We start from the raw sequence: 24,394 nt of genomic DNA on the forward strand, positions 1-24,394 counted from the left end.
AGCAGCTTTTTTGTAGGTTTCGGATGATAGCCATCAATCGGTCGGTTGCCGGCGCGCGAGGCGCGCCGTTTTGCAGCGTGTTCAGTTCTCTTCTTCGAGCCAGCAGGTGCCGTGCTGCGCGAGCATCGCGCTCGCCGCCGCCGGGCCCCACGTGCCGGCCGCATAGGGTTTCGGCGCGCGCGTGGACGTGGCCCACTCGTTCAGGATCGGCTCGACCCACTTCCAGGCCGCTTCCTGCTCGTCGCGGCGCACGAAGAGCGCGAGGCGCCCGTTGATGACGTCGAGCAGCAGGCGCTGGTAGGCCTCCATCTGGCCTTCGCGGAAGAACTCGTCGAACGCGAGGTCCAGATGCACGCTCGCGAGGTTCATCCCTTCGCCGGGTTGTTTCGCGAGGCAGTAGAGGCGAATGTTCTCGTTCGGCTGCAGGCGGATCACGAGCCGGTTCGCGCCGGAACGCAACGCCGGCGCGCCGAGTGCGGAATGCGGCACGGGGCGGAAGTTCACCACGATCTCGGCCACCCGATCGGCAAGCCGCTTGCCGGTGCGCAGGAAGAACGGCACGCCGGCCCAGCGCCAGTTCTCGATCTCGACCTTCAGCGCGACGAAGGTCTCGGTGCGGCTGTCGGTTTTGACGCCGGGCTCCGTGGCATAGGCCGGCACGGCCTGGCCGCGGATCACGCCCGCATGGTACTGGCCGCGCACCGCGACCTTGCCGATGTCGTTGGCGTCGATGGGCTTGAGCGCGCGCAGCACGCGCAGCTTCTCGTCGCGCACCGAGTCGGAGTCCATCGAGTGCGGCGGCTCCATGGCGACGATCGAGAGCAGTTGCAGCAGGTGATTCTGCACCATGTCGCGCAGCGCGCCGGTGTTGTCGTAGAAATCGCCGCGCGCCTCGACCCCGAGTTCCTCCGCGATCGTGATCTGGATGCTTTCCACCCACTCGCGGCGCCACAGCGGCTCGAAGAGCGCATTGCCGAAGCGCAGCGCGAGCAGGTTCTGCACCGGCTCCTTGCCGAGGTAGTGGTCGATCCGGTAGATCTGGCCTTCGGCGAAGATCTCGCCCACGGCGTCGTTGATCGCGTTGGACGACTTCAGGTCGTAGCCCAGCGGCTTCTCCAGCACGATGCGCGCGTTTTCGTTCAGGCCGACGGCGGCGAGCGCGCGGCAGATCGGCACGAACAGCGACGGGCCCGTGGCGAGATAGAACACGCGGATGCCGGGCAGCGCTTCGATGCCGTCGCGCAGCATCGCGAAGTCTTCGGCGCGCGAGAGATCCAGCTTCACATATTCGATGCGCGCGAGAAAGCTCGCCCAGGCAGCCTCGTCGAGGCCGTTCTTCGAGACGTGCGGCTTGACGTGCGCGTCCACCCACTGGATGTACTCGGCGCGGTTCTCTTCGTGGCGTGCGACGCCCACGATCCTGCCCGGCTCCGCAAGCATGCCCGAACGGTGGGCTTCATACAGGGCCGGCAGGATCTTGCGCATCGACAGGTCGCCGGTCGCGCCGAAAAGAACGAACGTGAAGCCCGAATCGGTCTGGAATTGCATAGTCTCCGTCACAGTCCTGGGGGCCGCTGCAGGGGGAAGTCGGGCGGCCGTAGTCCGATAAATTTTTTTTTGACACTGAATTGTAGTTTAACTACAATCCAAATCAAGAGGTAACGTTCATTCGATGAAAAAAGCGTGGCGGCCTGCGGTGCGGGGCGGTCTGACGTGATTTCGCGAGCGGACGGAACATCCCTCATGTTAAAGGACAATGAACTTGTCGATGCGCGAGCCGGTTGGCCGGATCGCCGCCATGAGGGGGTTGGCCGCGTGACGCAAGCGGCGCCTCGACCTGCCGGGGGCAAGCAACCTGTGATCTTGCCCGCCGGCCGGTGAAAATCAAAAGAGGAGACAGTCAGTTGCATTCCAAACCACTCATCTCTTGAGCGTCCAGCGGCCGGAAACCGGCTCGCGGCTCGCGCACGTTTAGTGAAAACACGCGCGCGCGGCACTCCGGCGCCCGACCGTCCAGTGTTTTGCCTGTTTTTGTGCCTGTTTTAACCACACCGCACCCTGGCGACATCAGGGGCCAAACTTTTTTTGTTCAGGTGTCTGGAGGAGATAAGCAATGAAATTCCGAGCGATCATGGGCGCCCTGTGCGCCGCAGGTCTGATGGGTAGCGTGGTTACCGCGCAAGCGGCCGAGTCCCTCGAAGTGCTGCACTGGTGGACGTCGGGCGGCGAATCGAAGGCCGTCGGCGTGCTCAAGGACGACATGCAGAAGCAGGGCTATGTGTGGAAGGACTTCGCGGTCGCCGGTGGTGCGGGCGCGGCAGCCATGACCGCACTGAAGACCCAGGTGATTTCGGGCAATGCGCCGAGCGCCGCCCAGATCAAGGGTCCGCTGATCCAGGAATGGGCTGAGCAGGGCGTGCTGGTGCCGATCGATTCGGCCGCCACCGACTGGAAAGCCAACCTGCCGCCGCAGATCGACAAGATCATGCACGCCGACGGTCACTACGTCGCCGCGCCGTTCTCGGTGCACCGCGTGAACTGGGTGTGGATCAACAAGGCTGCGCTCGACAAGGTGGGCGGCAAGGTGCCGACCACGTGGCCGGAATTCTTCGCGCTCGCCGACAAGATGAAGGCTGCCGGCATCCAGCCGGTCGCCGCCGGCGGCCAGCCGTGGCAGGATCTGACGCTGTGGGAAGACGTGGTCCTCTCGCAGGGTGCGGACTTCTACAAGAAGGCGATCGTCGATCTGGACCAGAAGACCCTGACGTCGCAGCAGATGGTCGGCGTGTTCGACACGGTTCGCAAGATCGAGTCGTACATGGATAACGGCCGCACGGGCCGCGACTGGAACCTCGCCACGGCGATGGTCATCAACGGCAAGGCCGGCATGCAGTTCATGGGCGACTGGGCGAAGGGCGAGTTCGCGAACGCGAACAAGCAGCCGGGCACGGACTATGTCTGCGCGCCGGTGCCGGGCACCTCGAAGGGCTACACGTTCAACGTCGACTCGTTCGTGTTCTTCCAGCAGAAGGGCGAGAAGGCGGCGACGGCTGGCCAGCTCGCGCTCGCGAAGACCATCATGAGCCCCGCGTTCCAGGAGCAGTTCAGCCTGTACAAGGGTTCGATCCCGGTCCGTCTGGGTGTGGACATGAGCAAGTTCGATGCGTGCGGCAAGCAGTCGTACGCGGATGAGCAGACCGCGATCAAGGCTGGCGGCTATGTGCCGTCGCTTGCTCACGGCATGGCTCAGCCGGATGCGACCGCCGGTGCGATCACCGACGTCGTGACGAAGTTCATGAACTCCGACGAAGACTCGAAGAGCGCAGTCGAAGCGCTCGCCAAGGCAGCAAAGACGAAGTAAGCAGGGTGAGTTCCGCGCGCGGTGTGTAGGTGTCTATGCCGCGCCGCGCGCGGCGCCCTGGGCATGACGGTTCAGCCCGAACCTTTTCCCGTGCGAAACGGGCCTTCGCGCCGCTTGTGAACCCCAAGCGCGCACCGGCGCCGCGACGCACCGTACCAGGAGTTGCGCAGTGACTGCTTCTCTTAGCGGCAACGGCAAGGCGGCCACGCCTGCCAACCGCCGCACGTCGCCCATGGCGGCGCTTGCAGACCGCTGGATTCCGAAGCTGGTGCTTTCGCCCAGCATTCTGATCAGCCTCGTGTTTGTCTACGGCTTCATCGCCATTACCGGCTATCTCTCGCTGTCCGATTCGCGATTGATGCCGCGCTACGATTTCGCGGGATTCGACCGCTATAGCGAGCTTTTCTCCAACGACGTCTGGTGGACGTCGGCGCAGAATCTCGGCTGGTTCGGCATTCCGTTCATTGCGATCTGCGTGATCCTCGGCCTCTTTCTCGCGATCCTGCTCGACCAGCAGATTCGTCAGGAGGGCGCGCTGCGCGCGGTTTTCCTCTACCCGATGGCGCTTTCGTACATCGTGACCGGCACGGCCTGGCAGTGGATCTTCAATCCGGACCTCGGCCTCCAGCAGGTGATGCACCAGTGGGGCTGGACGAGCTTCCAGCTCGGCTGGCTCAACGACCCGGACAAGGCCATCTTCTGTATCGTGGTCGCGGCCGCCTGGCAGTCCACCGGCTTTTGCATGGCGCTCTTTCTCGCCGGCCTGCGCGGCGTGGACAGCGAAATCTTCAAGGCCGCCCAGGTGGACGGCGCGACGCTGCCCACGATCTACCGCAAGATCGTGATTCCGAGCATGCGTCCGGTGTTCTTTTCGGTGCTGCTGATCCTGTGCCACATCACGATCAAGACGTTCGACCTCGTCGTCGCGCTCACTGCGGGCGGTCCGGGCACGTCGTCGTCGCTGCCCGCCATCTTCATGTACACGTTTTCGTTCAACCGCGGGGAGCTCGGCGTCGGCGCCGCGTCGTCGATGATGATGCTTGCAACCGTGGTGGCCGTGCTCGTGCCGCTGATGTACCTGGAATCGAGGAGCACGCGCAATGCAGCCTAAGATGAAGGTAAGCCGCGTGGTCATCTACGCGGTACTGATCCTGTTCGCGTTGTACTTCCTCTTCCCGCTTTACGTGATGCTCTCGACGTCGCTGAAGACGCTCGACGAACTGCACGCGGGCAACATGCTCACGCTGCCCGCCCACCCGACCTTCGCGCCGTGGGTGAAGGCCTGGGCCGAGGCCTGCACGGGCGTGCGCTGCGACGGCATGCAGCCGTTCTTCATGAACTCCGTGAAGATGGTGATTCCGGCCGTGCTGATCTCGTCGATCATCGGCGCGTTCAACGGCTATGTGCTCACGCACTGGCGCTTCCGCGGGGCCGATGCGCTCTTCACGATGCTGCTGGTGGGCTGCTTCATTCCGTTCCAGGCGATCCTGCTGCCGATGGCGCGCCTTGAGGGCTTCTTCGGCCTCTCGAACACGATCGGCGGCCTCGTGCTCGTCCACGTCGTGTACGGCATCGCGTTCACGACGATGTTCTTCCGCAACTTCTACGTGAGCGTGCCCGCCGAACTCGTGAAGGCCGCGCGCATCGACGGCGCCGGCTTCTTCATGATCTTCACGCGCATCATGCTGCCGATCTCGCTGCCCATCTTCATGGTGTGCCTGATCTGGCAATTCACGCAGATCTGGAACGACTTCCTGTTCGGTATCGTGTTCTCGGGCGTCGATTCGATGCCGATCACGGTGGCGCTGAACAATCTCGTGAACACGTCCACGGGCGTGAAGGAATACAACGTCGACATGGCCGGCGCGATTATCGCCGCGCTGCCCACGCTGCTCGTCTACGTGATCGCCGGCCGCTACTTCGTGCGCGGCCTCACGGCGGGCGCGGTGAAGGGCTAACAAGCTCATTCGATTAAAGGATTCATAGTATGGCAAGCCTTTCCATTCGCGACGTCTACAAGACCTACCCGAACGGGGTGCCCGTCCTCAAGGGCGTCAACATCGACATCGAAGACGGCCAGTTCCTGATTCTGGTCGGCGGCTCGGGTTGCGGGAAGTCGACGCTCCTGAACATGATCGCGGGTCTCGAAACCGTCACCAAGGGCGAGATCTGCATGGACGGCAAGGTCGTCAACAACCTCTCGCCGAAGGACCGCGACATTGCGATGGTGTTCCAGTCGTACGCGCTCTATCCGTCGATGACGGTGCGCGAGAACATCTCGTTCGGCCTCAATATCCGCAAGGTGCCGAAGGCCGAGCAGACGCAGATCGTCGACCGCGTGTCGAGCATGCTGCAGATCCAGCACCTGCTCGATCGCAAGCCGGGCCAGCTCTCGGGCGGCCAGCGCCAGCGCGTTGCAATGGGCCGTGCGCTCGCGCGCGATCCGATCATGTTCCTGTTCGACGAGCCGCTTTCGAACCTCGATGCGAAGCTGCGCATCGAGATGCGCTCCGAAATCAAGCTGCTGCACCAGCGCGTGGGCAAGACGATCGTCTACGTGACGCACGACCAGATCGAGGCCATGACGCTTGGCGACCGCATCGCCGTCATGAAGGACGGCATCGTCCAGCAGTTCGGCGCGCCGCAGGACATCTACGATTCGCCATCGAACCTGTTCGTCGCCGGCTTCATCGGCGCGCCGCCGATGAACTTCATCAACGGCAAGCTCGTGGAGCAGGGCTCGGGCGTGGGCCTCGAACTGGATACGGGCGTGGCGCGCAACGTGCTGAACCTGCCGTTCGACGCGAACAAGGTGCGCGGCCACATCGGCCAGGAAGTGGTGCTGGGCCTGCGCCCCGAGCGCATCACCGACGCGCGCAGCTCGCACGACGGCCATGGCCACGAACTGCAGCGCCACACGGTGAAGGTGGACGTGATCGAGCCGACCGGCCCGGACACGCTCGTGTTCGCGCAGATCAACGGCAAGCGTGTGGTGAGCCGCGTGCACCCGGGCTCGAATCCGCAGCCGCTCAACAACATGGAACTGCTGTTCGACGTGTCGAAGGCCGTGTTGTTCGATCCGAAGACGGAAGAACGCGTCGCCTGAACCGGGCGGTGCGGTTCAGAATGAAAAGCCTCACGTGCGGGTCGCACGTGAGGCTTTTTTCATGTCCGCGGCTGATCGGGACGACGGCGCGCTGCTTCAGCGCTACAACTGCGGATGATGCTGATGATGTCCCGGCGCGTGCGGCTGCAGCAGCACGAGCACGGCGCCGGCGCCGCCGTCGTGCGGCCGGGCCTGGCAGAACGCGATGACCTCCTCCTTCTGCACGAGCCAGGCGCGTACCTTGCCCTTGAGCACCGGCTCCTTGCCGACCGAGCCGAGCCCCTTGCCGTGGATCACCCGCACGCAGCGCAGGCCGCGCTTGCCGGCTTCGCGGATGAACGCCTGCAGCGCCTCGCGCGCTTCCTCGCGGCGCATGCCGTGCAGGTCCAACTGGGCCTGCACGATCCACGTGCCGCGCCGCAGCTTCTTCACGACCTCGGCACTGACACCGGGGCGGTGGTAGTAGAGCGAGTCGTCGGTATCGAGGAGCGTTTCGGGATCGAAGTCGTCGGAGATCGCTTCATGCAGCACGGCCTGTTCGTCCCGCTGCGTCTGCAGCGGCAGCGGCACGGGCGGCGCGCGCCGCGCGGGCGGGCGCGGCGGCGCATTCAGAGGCGCGACGGCGCCGATTTCGCGGCGAAAGAGGTCGCTGTCGGCGGCGGCTTCCACGCGGGCGGCCTGAGTGGCGGCGCGCTCGCGTTCGCGCTGGCGCGTCTCTTTTTTCAGCGCGTCGCGCAGGCCGCCGAGTCCGGCGAAGCCCGCTTGCGACTTGCCGCCGGTTTCGCTCGCTGGAGCCGCCGGGGCAGGCGCGGGCTCGGCTGCGCGTGCAGGAGCGGGGCGCTTGGGTTCGCCGGGATGAGGCACGTTCTTCGGCATGACAGAAGGCGCGGAAGGGGTGGGATGGATCGGGGTCGGCGCCAAAGAAAAGGGCCGCCGGCTGGCTGGCCGCGGCCCTCGTTCCGGCGCGCCAGCCGCCGGTGGCTCGGCTTAGCGCTCGGCTTCGGCGCTCATGACGTGCGGCTGGCCGATCTCGTCGACGGTTTCGAGGTAGCGCTGCGCGTCGAGCGCGGCCATGCAGCCCGTGCCGGCGCTCGTGATCGCCTGGCGGTAGACGTGGTCCTGCACGTCGCCCGCGGCGAACACGCCCGCCACGCTCGTGCCGGTGGCGTTGCCGCTCAGGCCGCCGTTCGTGATGATGTAGCCGTTCTTCATTTCGAGCTGGCCCTCGAAAATGTCGGTGTTCGGCTTGTGGCCGATCGCGACGAAGAGGCCCTGCAGGTCGATATCGGTGGTTGCGCCGGTCTTCGCGTTCTTGATGCGAATGCCGTTCACGCCGCCGTCGTTACCCTTGACTTCGTCGAGCACGTGGTTCCACTTGATCTCGACCTTCCCTTCCTTTTCCTTCTCCAGCAGGCGGTCGATCAGGATCGGCTCGGCGCGGAACTTGTCGCGGCGATGGATCACCGTCACCTTGCTCGCAATGCCGGCGAGGTACAGCGCTTCTTCCACGGCCGTGTTGCCGCCGCCCACCACGGCCACGTGCTGGTTGCGGTAGAAGAAACCGTCGCAGGTGGCGCACGCCGAAACGCCGCGGCCCATGTACAGCTCTTCGCTAGGCAGGCCGAGGTATTGCGCCGACGCGCCGGTAGCGATGATCAGCGAGTCGCAGGTGTATTCGCCCGAATCGCCGATCAGGCGGATCGGCTTTTCGTTCAGCTTCGCCGTGTGGATGTGATCGAACACGATTTCCGTGTTGAAGCGCTCGGCGTGCTCGAGGAAGCGCTGCATGAGCTCGGGGCCTTGCACGCCGTTCGGGTCCGCGGGCCAGTTTTCCACGTCGGTCGTGGTCATGAGCTGACCGCCCTGCGCGAGGCCGGTGACGAGGAGCGGCGAGAGATTCGCGCGCGCCGCATAGACGGCAGCGGTGTAGCCGGCGGGGCCGGAACCGAGAATCAGGACTTTGGCGTGTTTGGTTGCAGACATGGTCGAAATCCGTAGAAAGACGCTGCGGGTGGTGCTTCGAAGCGGGCTGCGAAGCGTGCTTCAAAGCGGCGCCGCCCGCCGGTGCGGCAGGGGACACGCAGGTATGTGGGCATCAAGCCGCAATTATAAAGGCGGGGGGCGATCGCTGCCTCATGAAGCTTCCTCATCGCACCGATAGCCACGGAACGGGCCGGTGAGGCCCGTGACGCTCCGCTCGCCCGCTGTTGCCGGTTACCGTCATTTACAGCCGGGGCCTAAACAACCCGTTTACAATAAGCCGGATCGGACGACGGCGGCCGCGCCCTCACGCTGCAGAGATGCGCGGCGCGCGCGGACCGCGTATGCATCAAGGATCAGCACCAGGATTCAATGGCCAAAGCTCCCTATTCCGCGCAGGCGCAGGCACTGCCTCACCGCATGTCGCGCCTTCTCACCGAAATCCGCTGGCTGCTGCAGGTGGCGCTAGGCGTCTTCCTGCTGATGTCGCTCATCAGCTACAGCCGCCACGACCCGAGCTGGACCCATGCCGCCCAGGTCGACCACATCGCGAACTGGGCAGGCCGCGTGGGCGCGTGGACCTCGGACATCCTGCTGCTGCTCTTCGGCCTCTCGGCGTACTGGTGGATCGTGCTGCTCGCGCGCCGCATCTCGGCGAACTACCGGCGTATCACGCGCCACGAGTCGCCTGAAGACGACGATGACAAGCCGCGCGACCATAGCTGGATCGCCGAAGGCTTCGCGTTCGTGCTCGTGCTGCTGGCCTGCGACGGTATCGAGGCGCTGCGCATGTGGTCGCTCAAGGTGCAACTGCCGCGCGCCCCGGGCGGCGTGGTGGGCGAGGCCGTCGCGCGCGGCGTCTCGCACGCGCTCGGCTTCACCGGGGGGACGCTGGCGCTCCTCCTGGCGCTTGGCATCGGCCTGTCGCTGTATTTCCGCTTTTCATGGCTCTCGGTGGCCGAAAAGGTGGGCGAGGCCATCATCGACGCGGTGACGCTCGCAAGACTGCGCCGCGAGGCCGTGCGCGACCGCAAGCTCGGCGAGGCCGCCGCGGTCAAGCGCGAAGGCAAGGTCGAGCGCGGCCGCGTGAAGATCGAGGAACACGAGCCCGTCACGATCGTGCCGCCCGTGGTCACGCCGCAGCGTTCGGAGCGCGTGGAGAAAGAGCGCCAGGTGCCGCTCTTCACCGACCTGCCGGGCGACTCCACGCTGCCGCCCATTTCGCTGCTCGACGCCGCGCCCGCGAGCCAGGAGACGATTTCCGACGACACGCTCGAATTCACCTCGCGCCTCATCGAAAAGAAGCTCAAGGATTTCGGCGTGGATGTGGCCGTGGTGGCGGCCTATCCGGGGCCGGTCGTCACGCGCTACGAAATCGAGCCGGCAACGGGCGTGAAGGGCAGCCAGATCGTCAATCTCGCGAAGGATCTCGCGCGTTCGCTCTCGCTCGTGTCGATCCGCGTGGTGGAGACGATTCCGGGCAAGAACTTCATGGCGCTCGAATTGCCGAACCAGCGCCGCCAGACGGTGCGCCTCTCGGAAATTCTCGGCTCGGCGGTTTATGCCGACGCGCCGTCCGCGCTCACCATGGGCCTCGGCAAGGACATCGGCGGCAAGCCCGTCTGCGCCGACCTCGCGAAGATGCCGCACCTGCTCGTGGCCGGCACGACCGGTTCGGGCAAGTCGGTGGGGATCAACGCGATGATCCTGTCGCTCCTCTACAAGGCGAGCGCCGAGCAGGTCCGGATGATCCTGATCGATCCGAAGATGCTGGAAATGAGCGTCTACGAAGGCATTCCGCACCTGCTGTGCCCCGTCGTCACCGACATGCGCCAGGCCGGCAATGCGCTGAACTGGACCGTGGCCGAGATGGAGCGCCGCTACAAGCTCATGAGCAAGCTGGGCGTGCGCAATCTCGCGGGCTACAACAACAAGATCGAGGAAGCGAACAAGCGCGAGGAGAAGATTCCGAACCCGTTCAGCCTCACGCCGGACGATCCGGAGCCGTGCCAGAAGCTGCCGCATATCGTCGTGGTGATCGACGAACTGGCCGACCTCATGATGGTGGTCGGCAAGAAGGTGGAAGAGCTGATTGCGCGCATCGCGCAGAAGGCGCGCGCGGCGGGCATTCACCTGATTCTCGCCACGCAGCGGCCTTCGGTCGACGTCATCACGGGCCTCATCAAGGCCAACGTGCCGACGCGTATCGCCTTCCAGGTGTCGTCGAAGATCGACTCGCGCACGATTCTCGACCAGATGGGCGCCGAGTCGCTGCTCGGCATGGGCGACATGCTTTACCTGCCGCCGGGCTCGGGCCTGCCCGTGCGCGTGCACGGCGCGTTCGTCGCCGACGACGAGGTGCACCGCGTCGTCGACAAGCTCAAGGAGCAGGGCGAGCCGAACTATATCGAGGGCATTCTCGAAGGCGGCACGGCCGGCGAGGGCGACGAGGGTTCGGCGGGCGCGGGAACCAGCGGCACCGGCGACGAGTCCGACCCGCTATACGACCAGGCGGTCGAGGTCGTCATCAAGAACCGCCGCGCGTCGATCTCGCTCGTGCAGCGCCACCTGCGCATCGGCTATAACCGGGCGGCGCGGCTGCTCGAACAGATGGAGCAGTCGGGGCTCGTTTCCGCGATGTCGTCGAACGGCAACCGCGAGATCCTCGTGCCCGCGCGCGACGCCGATTGAGGCCGACCGAGGCCGCGCGCTTTCCATTCCTCTTGGAGAATGATTTGATGCAGTTTTTTGCTGGACAACCGGGCAGCCGTTTTGTCTCACTGGCTCAACTTGGCGCACGTGCGGCGCGCGCTTGCGCCGTGGCGCTCGGCGCCTCGGTACTGATGGCGTCGCACGCGTTCGCGAGCGGCACCGATCAGCTCAAGCAATTCGTCGCGCAGGTGCATGCCGCGCGCGGCGACTTCGTGCAGCGCGAGCTGAAGGTGCCGTCGGGCGCGAAGAACGCAAGCGACGCGATCGCCTCGGCCATGTCGAGCGCGAAGGTCTCCAGCGGGACGTTCGTGTTCGCGCGGCCCGGCAAGTTCATCTGGCAATACGAGAAGCCGTACCAGCAACTGCTGCAGGCCGACGGCGACAACCTCTACGTCTACGACAAGGACCTGAACCAGGTCACGGAGCGCAAGCTCGGCGGCGCGCTGGGCGCGAGCCCGGCGGCGATCCTGTTCGGCAGCAACGACCTCGACAAGAACTTCACGCTGCGCGACGCGGGCGTGAAGAACGGCATCGACTGGCTCGAGCTGATTCCGAAGTCGAAGGACACGCAGTTCCAGAGCGTGGGCATCGGCTTTCGCGACGGCAACCTCGAAGCGATGGAACTGCACGACGTGTTCGGCAACGTGACGCTGCTCACCTTCTCGAACATTCAGACGAATCCGTCGCTGCCGGCTTCGACGTTCAAGTTCGTGAGACCGGCAGGCGCCGATCTCGTGACGGGCGGCGCGAACTAAGACGGCGCTGAATCGGCTCAGACGGGGGCGAAGCGGATCACCTCGTCCGCGCCGGTCTCGCGCCGAAGCTTGCCCGCAAGCCACAGCAGATGCAGGTGGGCGAGCGCCTCGCCCATGGCGAAAGTCATCTGGTGGATGTCGAGCTGGCGCTTGAACATGAGCGGCACGATGTCGGCCGCGCTGCGCGGTGCCGCCGCGCAGGCTTCCATCACTTCGGCAAGGCGTGCGTCATGGTGCGCGCGCAGTTGCGCGATGCGCGTGCGCACGCCGCGGAACGGCTTGCCGTGCGACGGCAGCGCAAGGGTGTCCTCGGGCATCGTCTCGTAACGGCCGAGCGATTCGAGGTACAGCGCGAGCGGGTTGCCTTCCGGCTCGACTTCGAACACCGAGACGTTGGTCGAGATGCGCGGCAGCACCATGTCGCCCGAAATCAGCACGCGCGTTGCCTCGCAGAAGAGGGCGCAATGCTCCGGCGAATGGCCGTAGCCCGTCACGACGCGCCAGTCGCGCCCGCCTATCTTCACCGTGTCGGCTTCGCGCAGGCGCCGGTACTGCGCCGGCAGAGCGGGCACGAGGCTCGTGTAGTAGCCGCTGCGGTTGCGCAGCTTCTCCAGCGACTCCGGGTCGGCAAGGCCGTGGCGGCCGAAGTGGCGCGCGGCGCCTTCGCCGCCCGCGTTCGAGCCGTCGCCCGAGGACATGACGCGGGCGCTCATGTATTCGCCAAGCGTCGTCCACAGGCGCACGTCCCAGCGCTGCTTCTCGCCGCCCGCGCAGATCCAGTGCGCGAGGCCGATGTGGTCCGGGTGGCAGTGCGTGACCAGTACGCGCAGCACCGGCAGGCCTTCCAGCGCGGTATCGAACACCTGTTCCCAGTGCGCCTTGATCGTGTCGCTGGTGATGCCGCAGTCCACCACGGTCCAGCCCGGCTGGCCGTCGATCTCGTCGCGCAGCAGCCATAGATTGATGTGGTCGAGCGCGAAGGGCAGCGGCATGCGCAGCCACTTGACGCCGGGTGCGACGTCGAAGGTGTGCCCGGGTTCCGGCAGGGTGTCGGCGTAGGGATAGTCGAGCTGGTGTTCGAGGGCGTTCATCGGGGGTGTCTTCTCCATTCTTGTCGCCGCGGCGCGGGCCTGCGGCTTGCCCACATTGTCGCTGCATTGCGTCAAAGCTGCAGGCTGCCATTTTGCGTAGCGGTTGCACAAGCGCCAGCTTGACGATAACGTAAACGTCGATTGTATAGTCCAACGCAGCCCAATGTGACCCGCGGCACAACCCGAAGCCCGCTCCCGGCGGCAGCGGGCCCGTCGCCCACCGCACATCCATGACCCAGTACACGATTACCGAACTTGCCCGCGAATTCGACGTGACGCCGCGCGCGATCCGTTTTTACGAAGATCAGGGCCTGCTCGCGCCGAGCCGCGAGGGGGCGGGCGGCCTCAAGCGCGTGTTTTCGGGGCGCGATCGCACGCGGCTGCGACTCACGTTGCGCGGCAAACGGCTGGGCTTCACGCTTTCGGAGATCCGCACGCTGCTCGACCTGTACGACTCGCCCACCGATACGCTGCCGCAGCTACAGGCTTTTCTCGACACGGTGGTGCGTCATCGCGAGATTCTGGAGCGCCAGCGCGCCGACCTCGACGCCACGCTCGAAGACCTCGCGCAGTACGAGACGCAGGCGCGCGAGCTGCTCGCCCGCACCCATGCGACCGCGTCCAGCGTGCCGGACACCAGGGACTAGACGGGAGCGCATGTCTTCGCGGGCATGGAAGCGATGAAACACTTTCCGAAACTGCTCTCTTCGCAGATAGGCTTCGACGTCGCCGAGACGCTGCTCGAAGGCTTCAATCGCCACTACCGCAACTTCAGCGACGCGGCGGTGCGGGCGAAGGGCCTCTTCGAGTCGGCCGACTGGCGCGGCCTGCAGCGGCTCGCGCGCGAGCGCATCGCGTCCTACGACGAGCGCGTTGAAGCATGCGTGGCGACGCTCGAAGACGAGTACGAAGCGGAAGACATCGACGGCGAGGTCTGGCAGCAGATCAAGCTGCACTACATTGGCCTCCTCACGACGCACCGGCAGCCCGAGTGCGCGGAGACGTTCTTCAACTCGGTGTGCTGCAAGATCCTGCACCGCTCGTACTTCAACAACGATTTCATCTTCGTGCGGCCCGCGATCTCGACGGAATACATCGAGAACGACGAACCCGCCGCGAAGCCGACGTACCGTGCCTATTACCCGGGCAAGGACGGGCTGGCGGCGACGCTCGAACGCATCGTCACGAACTTCCAGCTCGAAACGCCGTTCGAGGACCTCGCGCGGGACGTCGACTGCGTCATGCGCGCGCTGCGCGAGACGTTCGGCGAAGTGGAGCCCAAGGCCAACTTCCAGATACACGTGCTGTCGTCGCTGTTTTTCCGCAACCAGTCGGCGTACATCATCGGGCGCATCATCAACGGCGATTTGCTCGCGCCGTTCGCCGTGCCCGTCCGTCACGTGGGCGCCGGCCGGCTCGCGCTCGATGCCGTGCTGCTGCGCCCCGAGCAGTTGCTCGTCATGTTCAGCTTCTCGCATTCGTACTTTCTGGTGGACATGGAGGTGCCGTCCGCCTGGGTCGAGTTCCTGCGCACGATCATGCCGCGCAAGCCGAGAGGCGAGATCTATACGTCGCTCGGGCTGCAGAAGCAGGGCAAGAACCTGTTCTATCGAGACCTGCTGCACCATCTCAAGCATTCGTCGGATCCGTTCGTCGTCGCACCCGGCATTCGCGGGATGGTGATGATCGTCTTCACCCTGCCGTCGTTTCCGTACGTGTTCAAGGTCATCAAGGACAGCTTTCCGCCGCCCAAGGAGACCACGCGCGCGCAGGTCGAGGCAAAATACCAGCTCGTGAAGCGCCACGACCGCCTCGGGCGTCTTGCCGATACGCTCGAATATTCGAGTGTCGCGCTGCCCGTGGCCCGCCTCGACGAGGCGCTCGTGAGCGAGCTGCAGAAGCTCGCGCCGTCGATGATCGAGTACGAGGGCGACAATCTCGTGATTCGCCATCTGTATATCGAGCGCCGCATGGTGCCGCTCAATCTCTGGCTGCAGAACGGCAGCGACGCGGAGGTCGAGCACGGCGTTCGCGAGTACGGCAACGCGGTGAAGGATCTGATGCGCGCGAACATTTTCCCCGGCGACATGCTGTACAAGAACTTCGGCGTGACGCGCCACGGCCGCGTGGTGTTTTACGACTACGACGAGATCGAGTACCTGACCGATTGCAACGTGCGCGCGGTGCCGCAAGCGCGTAATGAGGAGGACGAACTGTCTGGCGAGCCCTGGTACTCGGTCGGGCCGCACGACATTTTTCCGGAGACGTACCGCACGTTCCTGCTGGGCGATGCGCGCGTGCGCCGCTATTTCCTCGAACATCATCCCGACTTCTTCGACCCGGCGCTCTGGCAGGAGAGCAAGACGCGCCTGCTGGCGGGCGAAGTGCCGGACTGTTTTCCCTACGATCCGTCGATCCGCTTCAGCGCGCGCTATCCCGAGTGCTACGCCGGCGAAGCGCCGGCCGCGGCAGTGCGCGCTGCCTGAGGTGTCGGCCGCGAACGAACCAACCTGTTGAAACACTATGAGCCCCTCTCCCGACCACCCGCTTGCCCATCTCTTTGCGAACAACGAAAAGTGGGTCAGCTCGCGTCTTGCCGCCGACCCCGAGTTCTTTTCGCGGCTCGCCCATCAGCAGGCCCCCGAGTACCTGTGGATCGGCTGTTCCGATTCGCGCGTGCCGGCCAACGAGATCATCGGCTTGCCCTCCGGCGAAGTGTTCGTCCACCGCAACATCGCGAACGTGGTCGTGCATACCGACCTCAACTGCCTGTCGGTGATCCAGTTCGCCGTCGAACTGTTGAAGGTGAAGCACATCATGGTGGTCGGCCATTACGGCTGCTCGGGCGTGGGCGCGGCGCTGTACGGCACGCGCGTCGGCCTGGCCGACAACTGGCTGCAACACGTGCAGGACGTGCGCGAGAAGCACGCCGCGCTGCTCGACGAGTGGCCGATGGGCGAAGCGCGCCATCGCCGGCTCGTGGAGCTCAACACGATCGAGCAGGTCGTCAACGTGTGCCGCACGACCATCGTCGGCGACGCATGGGCGCGCGGCCAGCCGCTCACGGTTCACGGCTGGGCCTACGGCGTGCACGACGGGCGCATGCGCGACCTCGGCATGACTATTTCTGCGCCGGAGCAGTGGCAGGACACGTACAGGCGCTGCGTCGCGGGGGTTTCCGCGCAGCGCGCGCATCAGGCGGACAACGACGTCGTCGCGGCCGACGCGGCGAGTCTTGGCGGCATACCGGCCGTCGTTGCAGGCGTCATCAAGGAGCTCAAACATGAGTGAGACAAGTCAGGACCCCATCGTCATCGTCTCGGCGGCGCGCACGCCGATGGCGGGTTTTCAGGGCGATTTCGCGGCGCTGACGGCGCCGCAGCTCGGCGCTGCCGCGATCGCGGCAGCGGTGGCGCGCGCGGGCCTCGAGCCCGGGCAGATCGACGAAGCCGTGATGGGCTGCGTGCTGCCCGCGGGGCAGGGGCAGGCGCCGGCGCGCCAGGCGGCGCTCGGCGCGGGTCTGCCGCTTTCGGTCGGTGCGACGACCGTCAACAAGATGTGCGGTTCGGGCATGCGCGCGGCGATGTTCGCGCACGACATGCTGGCGGCGGGCTCGGTGGACGTGATCGTCGCGGGCGGCATGGAGAGCATGACGAATGCCCCGTATCTGCTGCCGAAGGCGCGTGCGGGCATGCGCATGGGCCACGGCCAGGTGCTCGACCACATGTTCCTCGACGGCCTCGAGGACGCGTATGACAAGGGCCGCCTGATGGGCACCTTCGCCGAAGAGTGCGCGGCCGAATACGACTTCTCGCGCGAGCGTCAGGACGCGTTCGCGATCGAATCGCTCAGGCGCGCAAAGCGTGCCAACGAAGACGGTTCGTTTGCGTGGGAAATCGCACCGGTGAAGGTGGCGTCGCGCGCGGGCGAGACGACCGTCGAGCGCGACGAGCAGCCGTTCAAGGCGAACCTCGACAAGATCCCGACGCTCAAGCCCGCGTTCAGCAAGACCGGCACGGTGACGGCGGCGAATTCGTCGTCGATCTCGGACGGCGCGGCGGCGCTCGTGATGATGCGCGAATCGACGGCGAAGCGCCTCGGCGTCACGCCGCTCGCGCGCGTAACGGGCCATTCGAGTTTCGCGCAGCAGCCCGCGAAGTTCACGACGGCCCCTGTCGGCGCGATTGCGAAGCTCTACGAAAAGACCGGCTGGCGCGCCCAGGATGTCGACCTCTACGAAATCAACGAGGCATTCGCCGTGGTCACCATGGCCGCGATGAAGGAGCACGACCTGCCGCACGAGAAGGTCAACGTGAACGGCGGCGCGTGCGCGCTGGGCCACCCGATCGGCGCGTCGGGCGCGCGCATTCTCGTCACGCTGATCGGCGCGCTGCGCGCGCGCGGCGGCAAGCGCGGCGTTGCGAGCCTGTGCATCGGCGGCGGCGAGGCGACGGCGATGGGGGTCGAACTGCTGTAACCCGTCCGAACGGCGGTAGGCTGGCAGCGAGCTGCGCCGCAGGGAGGCGGCGCGGCAATGCACGCGGCGGCCCGTTGGCGCCGCGTCTAACGATAAAGGTGTCCACATGAAAACCGTGTTGATCGTGGGCGCGTCGCGCGGCATCGGCCGCGAGTTCGCGCGCCAGTATGCGAAGGCGGGCTGGCGCGTGCTCGCCACGGCGCGCGGCGGCGAAGCGCTCGAAGCCCTGCAGGAGGTCGGCGCGCAGCCGTTCCAGCTCGACATTACGCAGCCCGAGGAGATCGCCGCGCTCGGCTGGAAGCTCGACGGCGAGCGGCTCGACATCGCGCTGATCGTGGCGGGCGTGTACGGCCCGCGCACCGAGGGCGTGGAGACCATCACGGCCGAGGACTTCGAGTACGTGATGACCACCAACGTGCGCGGCCCGATGCAGCTGATTCCGATGCTGCTGCCGCTCGTCGAACCGGCCAACGGCGTGCTGGGCGTGCTGTCGAGCCGGATGGGCAGCATCGCGCAGACCACGGGCACGACGGGCTGGCTCTATCGCGCGAGCAAGGCGGCGCTCAACGACGCGCTGAAGATCACCTCGCTGCAGACGCGCCGCGCGACCTGCATCGCGTTGCATCCGGGCTGGGTGCGCACCGAGATGGGCGGCGCGCAGGCCGCGATCGACGTGGCGCACAGCGTGAAGGGCATGCGCGAAGTCATTGCGGAAGCCGCGGCGGCGCGCGACGTGTTCAATGGCCGCTTCTTCCAGTACGACGGCACCGAACTCGACTGGTGACGGTTGGCTTTCTTTCTGTATGACGGATCCGCGCACCGATGCGCCGGATCGCAACGGGCTTTCCTCGCAATGAATGCTGCAACCCCGCGTGCCGCACGGCCCGCAGACTGTCCCTGCGGCGGCGCCGCGCCGACTCTCAAGCCGGGTGCAAAGCCGCCGCGCTATGCGGGCTGCTGCGGCCGTTTCATCGACGCGGGCGAACTGCCCGCGACCGCGCTCGAACTGATGCGCTCGCGCTATACGGCGTATGTGCTGGGGGAGACGGCGTACTTGCGGACGAGCTGGGCACAGGAGACCTGCCCGGCGGATCTCGACGCCGATCCGGCCGCGCCCGGCGCGCCGCGCTGGCTGGGCCTCGCGGTCAAACGCCATGAGCAAATCGACGCCACGCACGCCATCGTCGAGTTCGTTGCGCGCTACAAGACCGGCGGCCGCGCATGGCGGCTGCACGAGACGAGCCGCTTCACGCGCGGCGAGGACGGCCGCTGGCGGTACGTCGACGGCGACGTGACGGACGCCTGAATATCTTCGCCTGGCGGCTTTCCCCGCAGCCTGGACGCCGCTCTGGCGCATCCCTCCCTTACACAGCGATTTCAGTTCCGCCATGCGTACGTCGCACGACATACGCACTGGGGCTGATCCGGATGGACTCTCGCGTATCGCCCACCAGACGGGCCTGCGCGGCACTGGCATGCCTTATGCCGGGGTAAGCCCTGAATTGCGCAACAATATTTTGTCGTGTGAGGATCCAATCACGGTGTCCGTTGAGCCTCTGTGCGGCGGGCACCTGTAGCGGCAGCGATGCCGCAGCGATGTTCCGATCGGCTTTTCCCCACGACGGATCCCATCGGCACGTGCCTCGTGGCATGCGCAAGGGCTTTCGTTGTGCCGGAAACGGGCTGGCCGGGGTAAGACGGATTCAGGCAGGTTTGTCGCAGGTGGGTTTGCGAATGGCGTACACGAAGCACCTTGGTGGATGGATGTTGGCCGGCACGGCGTGTCTGCTTTCGTTCGCGCATTCGATCGCTTACGCCGCGCCGCTTGCCGCGTCGGTTGTCGCATCGCCTGCTGATACGCAGGCGCAGTTCCAGTCCGACCCGCAGACGTCCGCTCCCGCAGCGCACCCGGCACCGCTCGCGGCCGGTCCCCTCGGCAGTGCCAAAGTTTCCCCCCTCGCGCTCGACGACGCCTGGCTGCCCGCCGTGCGCGCCGACCTCAACGAGCAGGTGATCCGGATTCCGGTGGCCGGCGACGCCGACGTCACGCTCGAAACCACGATCTACCGCCCGGACGGCCCCGGCCCGTTCCCGATGATCGTGTTCAACCACGGCAAGATTCCCGGCGACCCGCGCTACCAGACGCGCAGTGACCCCGTGTCGTTCGCGCGCGAATTCGTGCGCCGCGGCTACGTGGTCGTCGCGCCGAACCGCCGCGGCTTCGCGGGCTCGGGCGGCACCTACGAGCAGGACGGTTGCGACGTGGCGCGCAACGGCCTTGGCCAGGCGGCCGATATCGCCGCGACGATCGACTACATGTCGAAGCAACCGTACGTGGACGCGAAGCACATCGCCGTGGCCGGCACCTCGCACGGCGGTCTCGCGACCATCGCCTACGGCACCGAAGCCGCGAAGGGCGTGCGCGCACTGATCAACTTCTCGGGCGGCCTGCGGCAGGATGCCTGCGCCGGCTGGCAGGACAACCTCACCCAGGCGTTCGGCGGCTACGGCGGCAAGGCGCGCGTGGCGTCGCTCTGGCTCTATGGCGACAACGACTCGGTGTGGACGCCGGATCTCGTCGCGAAGATGTTCGCCGCTTACCGCGGCGCGCAGGCAGATGCGCAAGCGGGCGACTCGGTGCCCGCCGCCGCTGCGAAGCTCGTCGACTTCGGCTCGTACAAGAACGATGCGCACCGTCTCGTGGGCGACCGCGACGGCGTGCAGATCTGGTGGCCGCGCGTGGAGGCGTTCCTCTCCCGCGAGGGCATGCCCACGGTCGTGCAGTACCGTGTGGCCGCGCCCGAAGCGCCGAACGCAACCGGTTTTGCGGCCATCGATTCGGTGGGCGCCGTACCGTTCCTCGACCAGGCCGGCCGCGACGGCTACCGCAACTTCCTCAAGCAGTATCCGACCCGTGCGTTTGCCGTTTCCGATTCGGGCGCGTGGTCGTGGGCCGAGGGCGGCGACAACCCGATGGCCGTCGCGATCGCGAACTGCGAAAAGCACAGCAGCGACGCCTGCCATCTGTATGCGGTCAACAACACCGTGGTCTGGTCCGACGACGCAGCCGTCGTCGCGCGCAACGACGCAAGCGCAGGGGTTGTGCCGACCGCCGCCGAAGCCGCCGACAACGACGGTCACGCACTCGCAAGCCGCTAGGCGCGCCTTCGCGCGGCGCGCGCACGAAGGCGCTGGCGCCGCTATCTTCGCTGTTCTCCGCTTCGAATTCCTCTCCTTGCGGGGCGTGTGTGCGCCGCCGCCCAGGTGCCTCCTGGACTGCCGTTGGGAGCCGTGGCAGCGGCTCCGCCAGCGTGTGCCACGGCTCATTTCATCCTCGTTTCGACCCATTGCCGCGCCGCCCGCTGCGACGCGTCCCCATTTTTGCGCCGATCTTCCACCGCCGCCCCCAGATTTTTTTGCATAAGCGAGCTTTACTTTGCCGTCGTCATCTGCGCGCTTTTCCGGGTATCCCGGGCGATTGGTCTTTTGCTGTGCCGAACCGCGCCGAACCTCGCTCCGCCACGCTTTCCAGCGCCGTTTTTGGGGTAGTGCATTGCGCGAGCGTTCGCGCTAATCTCGGTCCCGCTGTCGTATCGGGAGTCGTACTTGAATCCGCATTCCAATCTCGCCACCGACCGCTGGATCGAGCGCAGCCTGCGCGCCGTGTGGCACCCCTGCACCCAGATGAAGCATCACGAGCGTCTGCCGCTCGTCGCGGTGGCCCGCGGCGAAGGGCCGTGGCTCTACGATCGTGACGGTCGCCGCTATCTGGACGCCATCAGTTCGTGGTGGGTGAACCTGTTCGGCCACGCGAACCCGTCGATCAACGCCGCGCTCAAGGCGCAGCTCGACACGCTCGAGCACGTCATGCTCGCGGGCTGCACGCACGAGCCGGCGGTCGAACTGGCCGAGCGGCTCGCGGCGCTCACCGGCCATGCGCTCGGCCACGCGTTCTTCGCGTCCGATGGCGCCTCGGCGGTGGAGATCGCGCTGAAGATGAGCTTTCATGCCTGGCGCAACCGCGGCGAAGACGGCAAGCGCGAGTTCGTTTGCCTCGCCAACAGCTATCACGGCGAAACGATCGGCGCGCTCGGCGTCACGGATGTGAAGCTGTTCAGGGATGCTTACGACCCGCTGCTGCATCATGCGCACGTGGTCGCGTCGCCCGATGCGCGGGGAGCCCAGGCCGGCGAGAGCGCCGCCGACGTGGCGCGGCGCGCGCTTGCCGATGTCGAGCGCCTGTTCGCGGCGCGCAGCGAACATATCGCCGCGCTGATCGTCGAGCCGCTCGTGCAATGCGCGGCGGGCATGGCCATGCACGATCCGGCCTACCTCAAGGGACTGCGCGCGCTGTGCGACCGCTACCGCGTGCATCTGATCGCCGACGAAATCGCCGTGGGCTGCGGCCGCACCGGTACGTTCTTCGCGTGCGAGCAGGCCGGCATCTGGCCCGACCTGCTGACCCTGTCGAAGGGCATCAGCGGCGGCTATCTGCCGCTTTCGATCGTGCTCTCGCGCGACACCATTTTCGAAGCGTTCTACGACGACGACACCACGCGCGGCTTTCTGCACTCGCATTCGTACACGGGCAATCCGCTCGCGTGCCGCGCCGCACTCGCCACGCTCGATCTGATCGAGCAGGGCGACGTGCTGGCCGCCAATGCGCGCAAGTCGGCGCAACTACGCGAGGCGTTCGGCCCGCTCGCGGCGCATCCGCTCGTGCGCAACGTGCGCCAGTGCGGCACGATCCTCGCATTCGACGCTGCCATCGAAGACCGCTCGCGCGCCGCCACGTTTTCGCGCCGCTTCTTCGAAGAGGCGCTGACGCGCGAACTGCTGCTGCGGCCGATCGGCACGACCGTCTACGTTATGCCGCCGTACGTTCTCGACGCGCCGACCCAGGCGCTGCTCGCCGAACGCACGCTCGAAACCTTCGACGCTGTCGTCGCGGAGGACCGTTGATGCTGCTCCTCGACACCCTCGAACAAGGCTTGCGCGAGCTGGATTCGCGCGGCCTGCGCCGCCGCCGCCGCACGATCGACACGCCCTGCGGCGCGCACATGCTCGTGGATGGCCGCGAGACGATCGGTTTTTCGAGCAACGACTATCTCGGGCTCGCTTCGCATCCGCAACTCGTCGCCGCGCTGGTTGAAGGCGCGCAGCGCTATGGCGCGGGCAGCGGCGGCTCGCATCTGCTCGGCGGCCATTCGCGCGCGCATGCGCAACTGGAGGACGATCTCGCCGAATTCGCGGGCGGCTTCGTCGAGAATGCGCGCGCGCTGTATTTCAGCACCGGTTACATGGCGAATCTGGCCGTCGTGACCGCGTTGGCCGGCCGCGACACGACGCTCTTTTGCGATGCGCTCAATCACGCGTCGCTGATCGACGGCGCACGCCTTTCGCGCGCCGACGTGCAGATTTACCCGCATGCCGATATGGACGCGCTCAGCGCGATGCTGGAGGCGTCCGCCGACGGCCCGAAGGCGATCGTCACCGACACCGTGTTCAGCATGGACGGCGACGTCGCGCCGCTCGCGCGTCTCGTCGAGCTGGCCGAGCGGCATCAGGCCTGGCTCATCGTCGACGACGCGCACGGCTTCGGCGTGCTCGGCCCGCAGGGGCGCGGGGCCGTGGCCGAAGCCGCGCTGCGTTCGCCGTACCTCGTGATGGTCGGCACGCTAGGCAAGGCGGCGGGCGTGGCAGGCGCGTTCGTCGCGGCGCATGCGACGGTCGTTGAGTGGCTCGTGCAGCGCGCGCGCCCGTATATCTTTACGACGGCGTCGGCGCCGGCGGTCGCCCACGCGGTGTCGGCCAGCCTGCGCATCATCGCGGGCGACGAAGGCGACGCGCGACGCGCGCATCTGGGCAAGCTGATCGGGCGCACGCGAGCGATGCTCCGGCAAACGTGCTGGCTGCCCGTCGATTCGCAGACGGCCGTTCAGCCGCTCGTGGTGGGCGCGAACGACGCCACGATCGCACTGCAGGCCACGCTGGAACGCGACGGTCTGTGGGTGCCCGCCATCCGGCCGCCAACCGTGCCGGAAGGCACGTCGCGGCTGCGCATCTCGCTGTCGGCCGCGCATTCGGACGCGGATCTCGATCGGCTGGACGCGTCGCTGCAGCACGCGAGCCGGGAAACCCGGGAGGGGGCGCGATGACGCTTTCGCTCTTCGTCACCGGCACCGATACGGAGATCGGCAAGACTTTCGTGAGCGCGGCGTTATTGCGCGGCTTCGCCCGCAAGGGCCTGCTGGCGGCGGCGCTCAAGCCCATCGCCGCCGGCGCGTACGAGCGCGACGGCGTGTGGCACAACGAAGACGCCGATCAGCTCGATGCCGCCGCGAGCGTGCTGCTGCCGCCCGAAATACGTACGCCTTTCCTGCTCAAAGCGCCTGCCGCGCCGCATATCGCGGCCGCGCTGGAGGGCGTGACGCTCGACATGGGGCGCATCGTCGAATGCCATGCGGAGGCACGCAAGCGCGCCGAGGCTGTCGTGGTCGAAGGCGTGGGCGGCTTCCGCGTGCCGCTCACGGCGCAGCACGACACGGCGGATCTTGCCGTCGCGCTGAATCTGCCCGTCATACTCGTGGTCGGCATGCGGCTCGGCTGCATCAGTCATGCGTTGCTTACCGCCGAGGCGATCGCCTCGCGCGGGCTGAAGCTCGCCGGCTGGGTGGCGAACCGCATCGACCCGGACATGACGTTCCCCGAAGAAAACATCGACGCATTGCGCGAGCGCCTCGCCGCCCAGTACGGCGCGCCGCTCATCGGCATCGTGCCGCATCTGCGCGGCGCGAGCGCCGACGACGCGGCAGAACATCTGAACATCGACGCATTGCTCAGCCGCCTCGGCGCGGACCCGACTACGCCCGTGTTGCACTGAACATTGCCCTGAAATCCGCACCGGATCCG

20 protein-coding genes are annotated in these 24,394 nt (G+C 66.4%); 16 read left to right on the forward strand and 4 right to left on the reverse strand.

Annotated features, from left to right (window positions below; translation table 11 throughout):
* Positions 1 to 81: 81 nt before the first annotated feature.
* Positions 82 to 1,548, reverse strand: a complete 1,467-nt coding sequence (gene zwf / locus WJ542_RS08225; protein WP_411188813.1) for a glucose-6-phosphate dehydrogenase — start codon at positions 1,546 to 1,548, stop codon at positions 82 to 84.
* Positions 1,549 to 2,113: 565 nt separating this feature from the next.
* On the opposite strand from zwf, the gene WJ542_RS08230 reads away from it, so the two are divergent.
* From WJ542_RS08230 to WJ542_RS08245, 4 genes are all read left to right on the forward strand, one after another.
* On the forward strand, positions 2,114 to 3,361 hold the full coding sequence (locus tag WJ542_RS08230; protein ID WP_027795427.1) for an ABC transporter substrate-binding protein: 1,248 nt from the start codon (positions 2,114 to 2,116) through the stop codon (positions 3,359 to 3,361).
* 169 nt (positions 3,362 to 3,530) lie between these two features.
* Positions 3,531 to 4,472: a carbohydrate ABC transporter permease gene (locus tag WJ542_RS08235; RefSeq protein ID WP_411188815.1), complete on the forward strand. Its 942-nt coding sequence runs from the start codon at positions 3,531 to 3,533 to the stop codon at positions 4,470 to 4,472.
* Complete coding sequence (locus WJ542_RS08240; protein WP_027795425.1) at positions 4,462 to 5,319, forward strand: carbohydrate ABC transporter permease; 858 nt, start codon at positions 4,462 to 4,464, stop codon at positions 5,317 to 5,319. Before WJ542_RS08235 ends, WJ542_RS08240 begins: the two co-directional genes overlap by 11 nt.
* 29 nt (positions 5,320 to 5,348) lie before the next feature.
* A complete protein-coding gene (locus WJ542_RS08245; RefSeq protein WP_411188817.1) occupies positions 5,349 to 6,467 on the forward strand; it encodes an ABC transporter ATP-binding protein in 1,119 nt (372 codons plus the stop codon).
* A 102-nt stretch (positions 6,468 to 6,569) separates the two neighbouring features.
* On the opposite strand, the gene WJ542_RS08250 is transcribed toward WJ542_RS08245, so the two are convergent.
* Together WJ542_RS08250 and trxB are read right to left on the reverse strand one after the other, a co-directional pair.
* Positions 6,570 to 7,343 (reverse strand): Smr/MutS family protein, encoded by a 774-nt coding sequence (locus tag WJ542_RS08250; protein WP_411188819.1) that lies wholly within the window; start codon positions 7,341 to 7,343, stop codon positions 6,570 to 6,572.
* A gap of 111 nt (positions 7,344 to 7,454) precedes the next feature.
* Positions 7,455 to 8,450 carry a thioredoxin-disulfide reductase gene (gene trxB, locus WJ542_RS08255; protein ID WP_411188821.1) on the reverse strand — a complete coding sequence of 332 codons (996 nt, stop codon included), beginning with the start codon at positions 8,448 to 8,450 and terminating at the stop codon, positions 7,455 to 7,457.
* A 369-nt stretch (positions 8,451 to 8,819) separates the two neighbouring features.
* On the opposite strand from trxB, the gene WJ542_RS08260 reads away from it, so the two are divergent.
* Complete coding sequence (locus WJ542_RS08260; RefSeq protein WP_411188823.1) at positions 8,820 to 11,138, forward strand: DNA translocase FtsK; 2,319 nt, start codon at positions 8,820 to 8,822, stop codon at positions 11,136 to 11,138.
* Positions 11,139 to 11,185: 47 nt separating this feature from the next.
* Positions 11,186 to 11,914, forward strand: a complete 729-nt coding sequence (gene lolA / locus WJ542_RS08265) for an outer membrane lipoprotein chaperone LolA (RefSeq protein ID WP_411188824.1) — start codon at positions 11,186 to 11,188, stop codon at positions 11,912 to 11,914.
* A 17-nt stretch (positions 11,915 to 11,931) separates the two neighbouring features.
* On the opposite strand, the gene WJ542_RS08270 is transcribed toward lolA, so the two are convergent.
* Positions 11,932 to 13,005, reverse strand: coding sequence for an MBL fold metallo-hydrolase (locus WJ542_RS08270; RefSeq protein WP_411188826.1), 1,074 nt, complete (start codon positions 13,003 to 13,005; stop codon positions 11,932 to 11,934).
* Positions 13,006 to 13,235: 230 nt separating this feature from the next.
* Here WJ542_RS08270 and WJ542_RS08275 point away from each other — a divergent pair, with 230 nt between their 5' ends.
* The 10 genes from WJ542_RS08275 to bioD all read left to right on the forward strand — a co-directional run bounded on the left by WJ542_RS08275 (position 13,236) and on the right by bioD (position 24,365).
* Positions 13,236 to 13,652 (forward strand): MerR family transcriptional regulator, encoded by a 417-nt coding sequence (locus WJ542_RS08275; protein WP_411188827.1) that lies wholly within the window; start codon positions 13,236 to 13,238, stop codon positions 13,650 to 13,652.
* A gap of 33 nt (positions 13,653 to 13,685) precedes the next feature.
* Positions 13,686 to 15,491, forward strand: coding sequence for a bifunctional isocitrate dehydrogenase kinase/phosphatase (gene aceK / locus WJ542_RS08280; protein ID WP_411188829.1), 1,806 nt, complete (start codon positions 13,686 to 13,688; stop codon positions 15,489 to 15,491).
* Between the two features lie 37 nt (positions 15,492 to 15,528).
* A complete protein-coding gene (gene can / locus WJ542_RS08285; protein WP_411188831.1) occupies positions 15,529 to 16,296 on the forward strand; it encodes a carbonate dehydratase in 768 nt (255 codons plus the stop codon).
* Positions 16,289 to 17,482 (forward strand): acetyl-CoA C-acetyltransferase, encoded by a 1,194-nt coding sequence (locus WJ542_RS08290; RefSeq protein WP_411188833.1) that lies wholly within the window; start codon positions 16,289 to 16,291, stop codon positions 17,480 to 17,482. Before can ends, WJ542_RS08290 begins: the two co-directional genes overlap by 8 nt.
* A 106-nt stretch (positions 17,483 to 17,588) precedes the next feature.
* Positions 17,589 to 18,266 carry an SDR family oxidoreductase gene (locus WJ542_RS08295; protein WP_411188835.1) on the forward strand — a complete coding sequence of 226 codons (678 nt, stop codon included), beginning with the start codon at positions 17,589 to 17,591 and terminating at the stop codon, positions 18,264 to 18,266.
* 69 nt (positions 18,267 to 18,335) lie between these two features.
* Positions 18,336 to 18,788, forward strand: coding sequence for a YchJ family protein (locus WJ542_RS08300; protein WP_411188837.1), 453 nt, complete (start codon positions 18,336 to 18,338; stop codon positions 18,786 to 18,788).
* A gap of 428 nt (positions 18,789 to 19,216) precedes the next feature.
* A complete protein-coding gene (locus WJ542_RS08305) occupies positions 19,217 to 20,641 on the forward strand; it encodes a dienelactone hydrolase family protein (protein WP_411188839.1) in 1,425 nt (474 codons plus the stop codon).
* Positions 20,642 to 21,088: 447 nt separating this feature from the next.
* Positions 21,089 to 22,444 (forward strand): adenosylmethionine--8-amino-7-oxononanoate transaminase, encoded by a 1,356-nt coding sequence (gene bioA / locus WJ542_RS08310; RefSeq protein ID WP_411188841.1) that lies wholly within the window; start codon positions 21,089 to 21,091, stop codon positions 22,442 to 22,444.
* Positions 22,444 to 23,640, forward strand: a complete 1,197-nt coding sequence (bioF, locus tag WJ542_RS08315; RefSeq protein WP_411188843.1) for an 8-amino-7-oxononanoate synthase — start codon at positions 22,444 to 22,446, stop codon at positions 23,638 to 23,640. Before bioA ends, bioF begins: the two co-directional genes overlap by 1 nt.
* Positions 23,637 to 24,365: a dethiobiotin synthase gene (gene bioD / locus WJ542_RS08320; protein WP_411188845.1), complete on the forward strand. Its 729-nt coding sequence runs from the start codon at positions 23,637 to 23,639 to the stop codon at positions 24,363 to 24,365. Before bioF ends, bioD begins: the two co-directional genes overlap by 4 nt.
* Positions 24,366 to 24,394 lie beyond the last annotated feature (29 nt).

Origin of the sequence: Paraburkholderia yinzeri, from assembly GCF_046581065.1 — a bacterium.
In the GTDB taxonomy this organism is placed as follows: domain Bacteria; phylum Pseudomonadota; class Gammaproteobacteria; order Burkholderiales; family Burkholderiaceae; genus Paraburkholderia.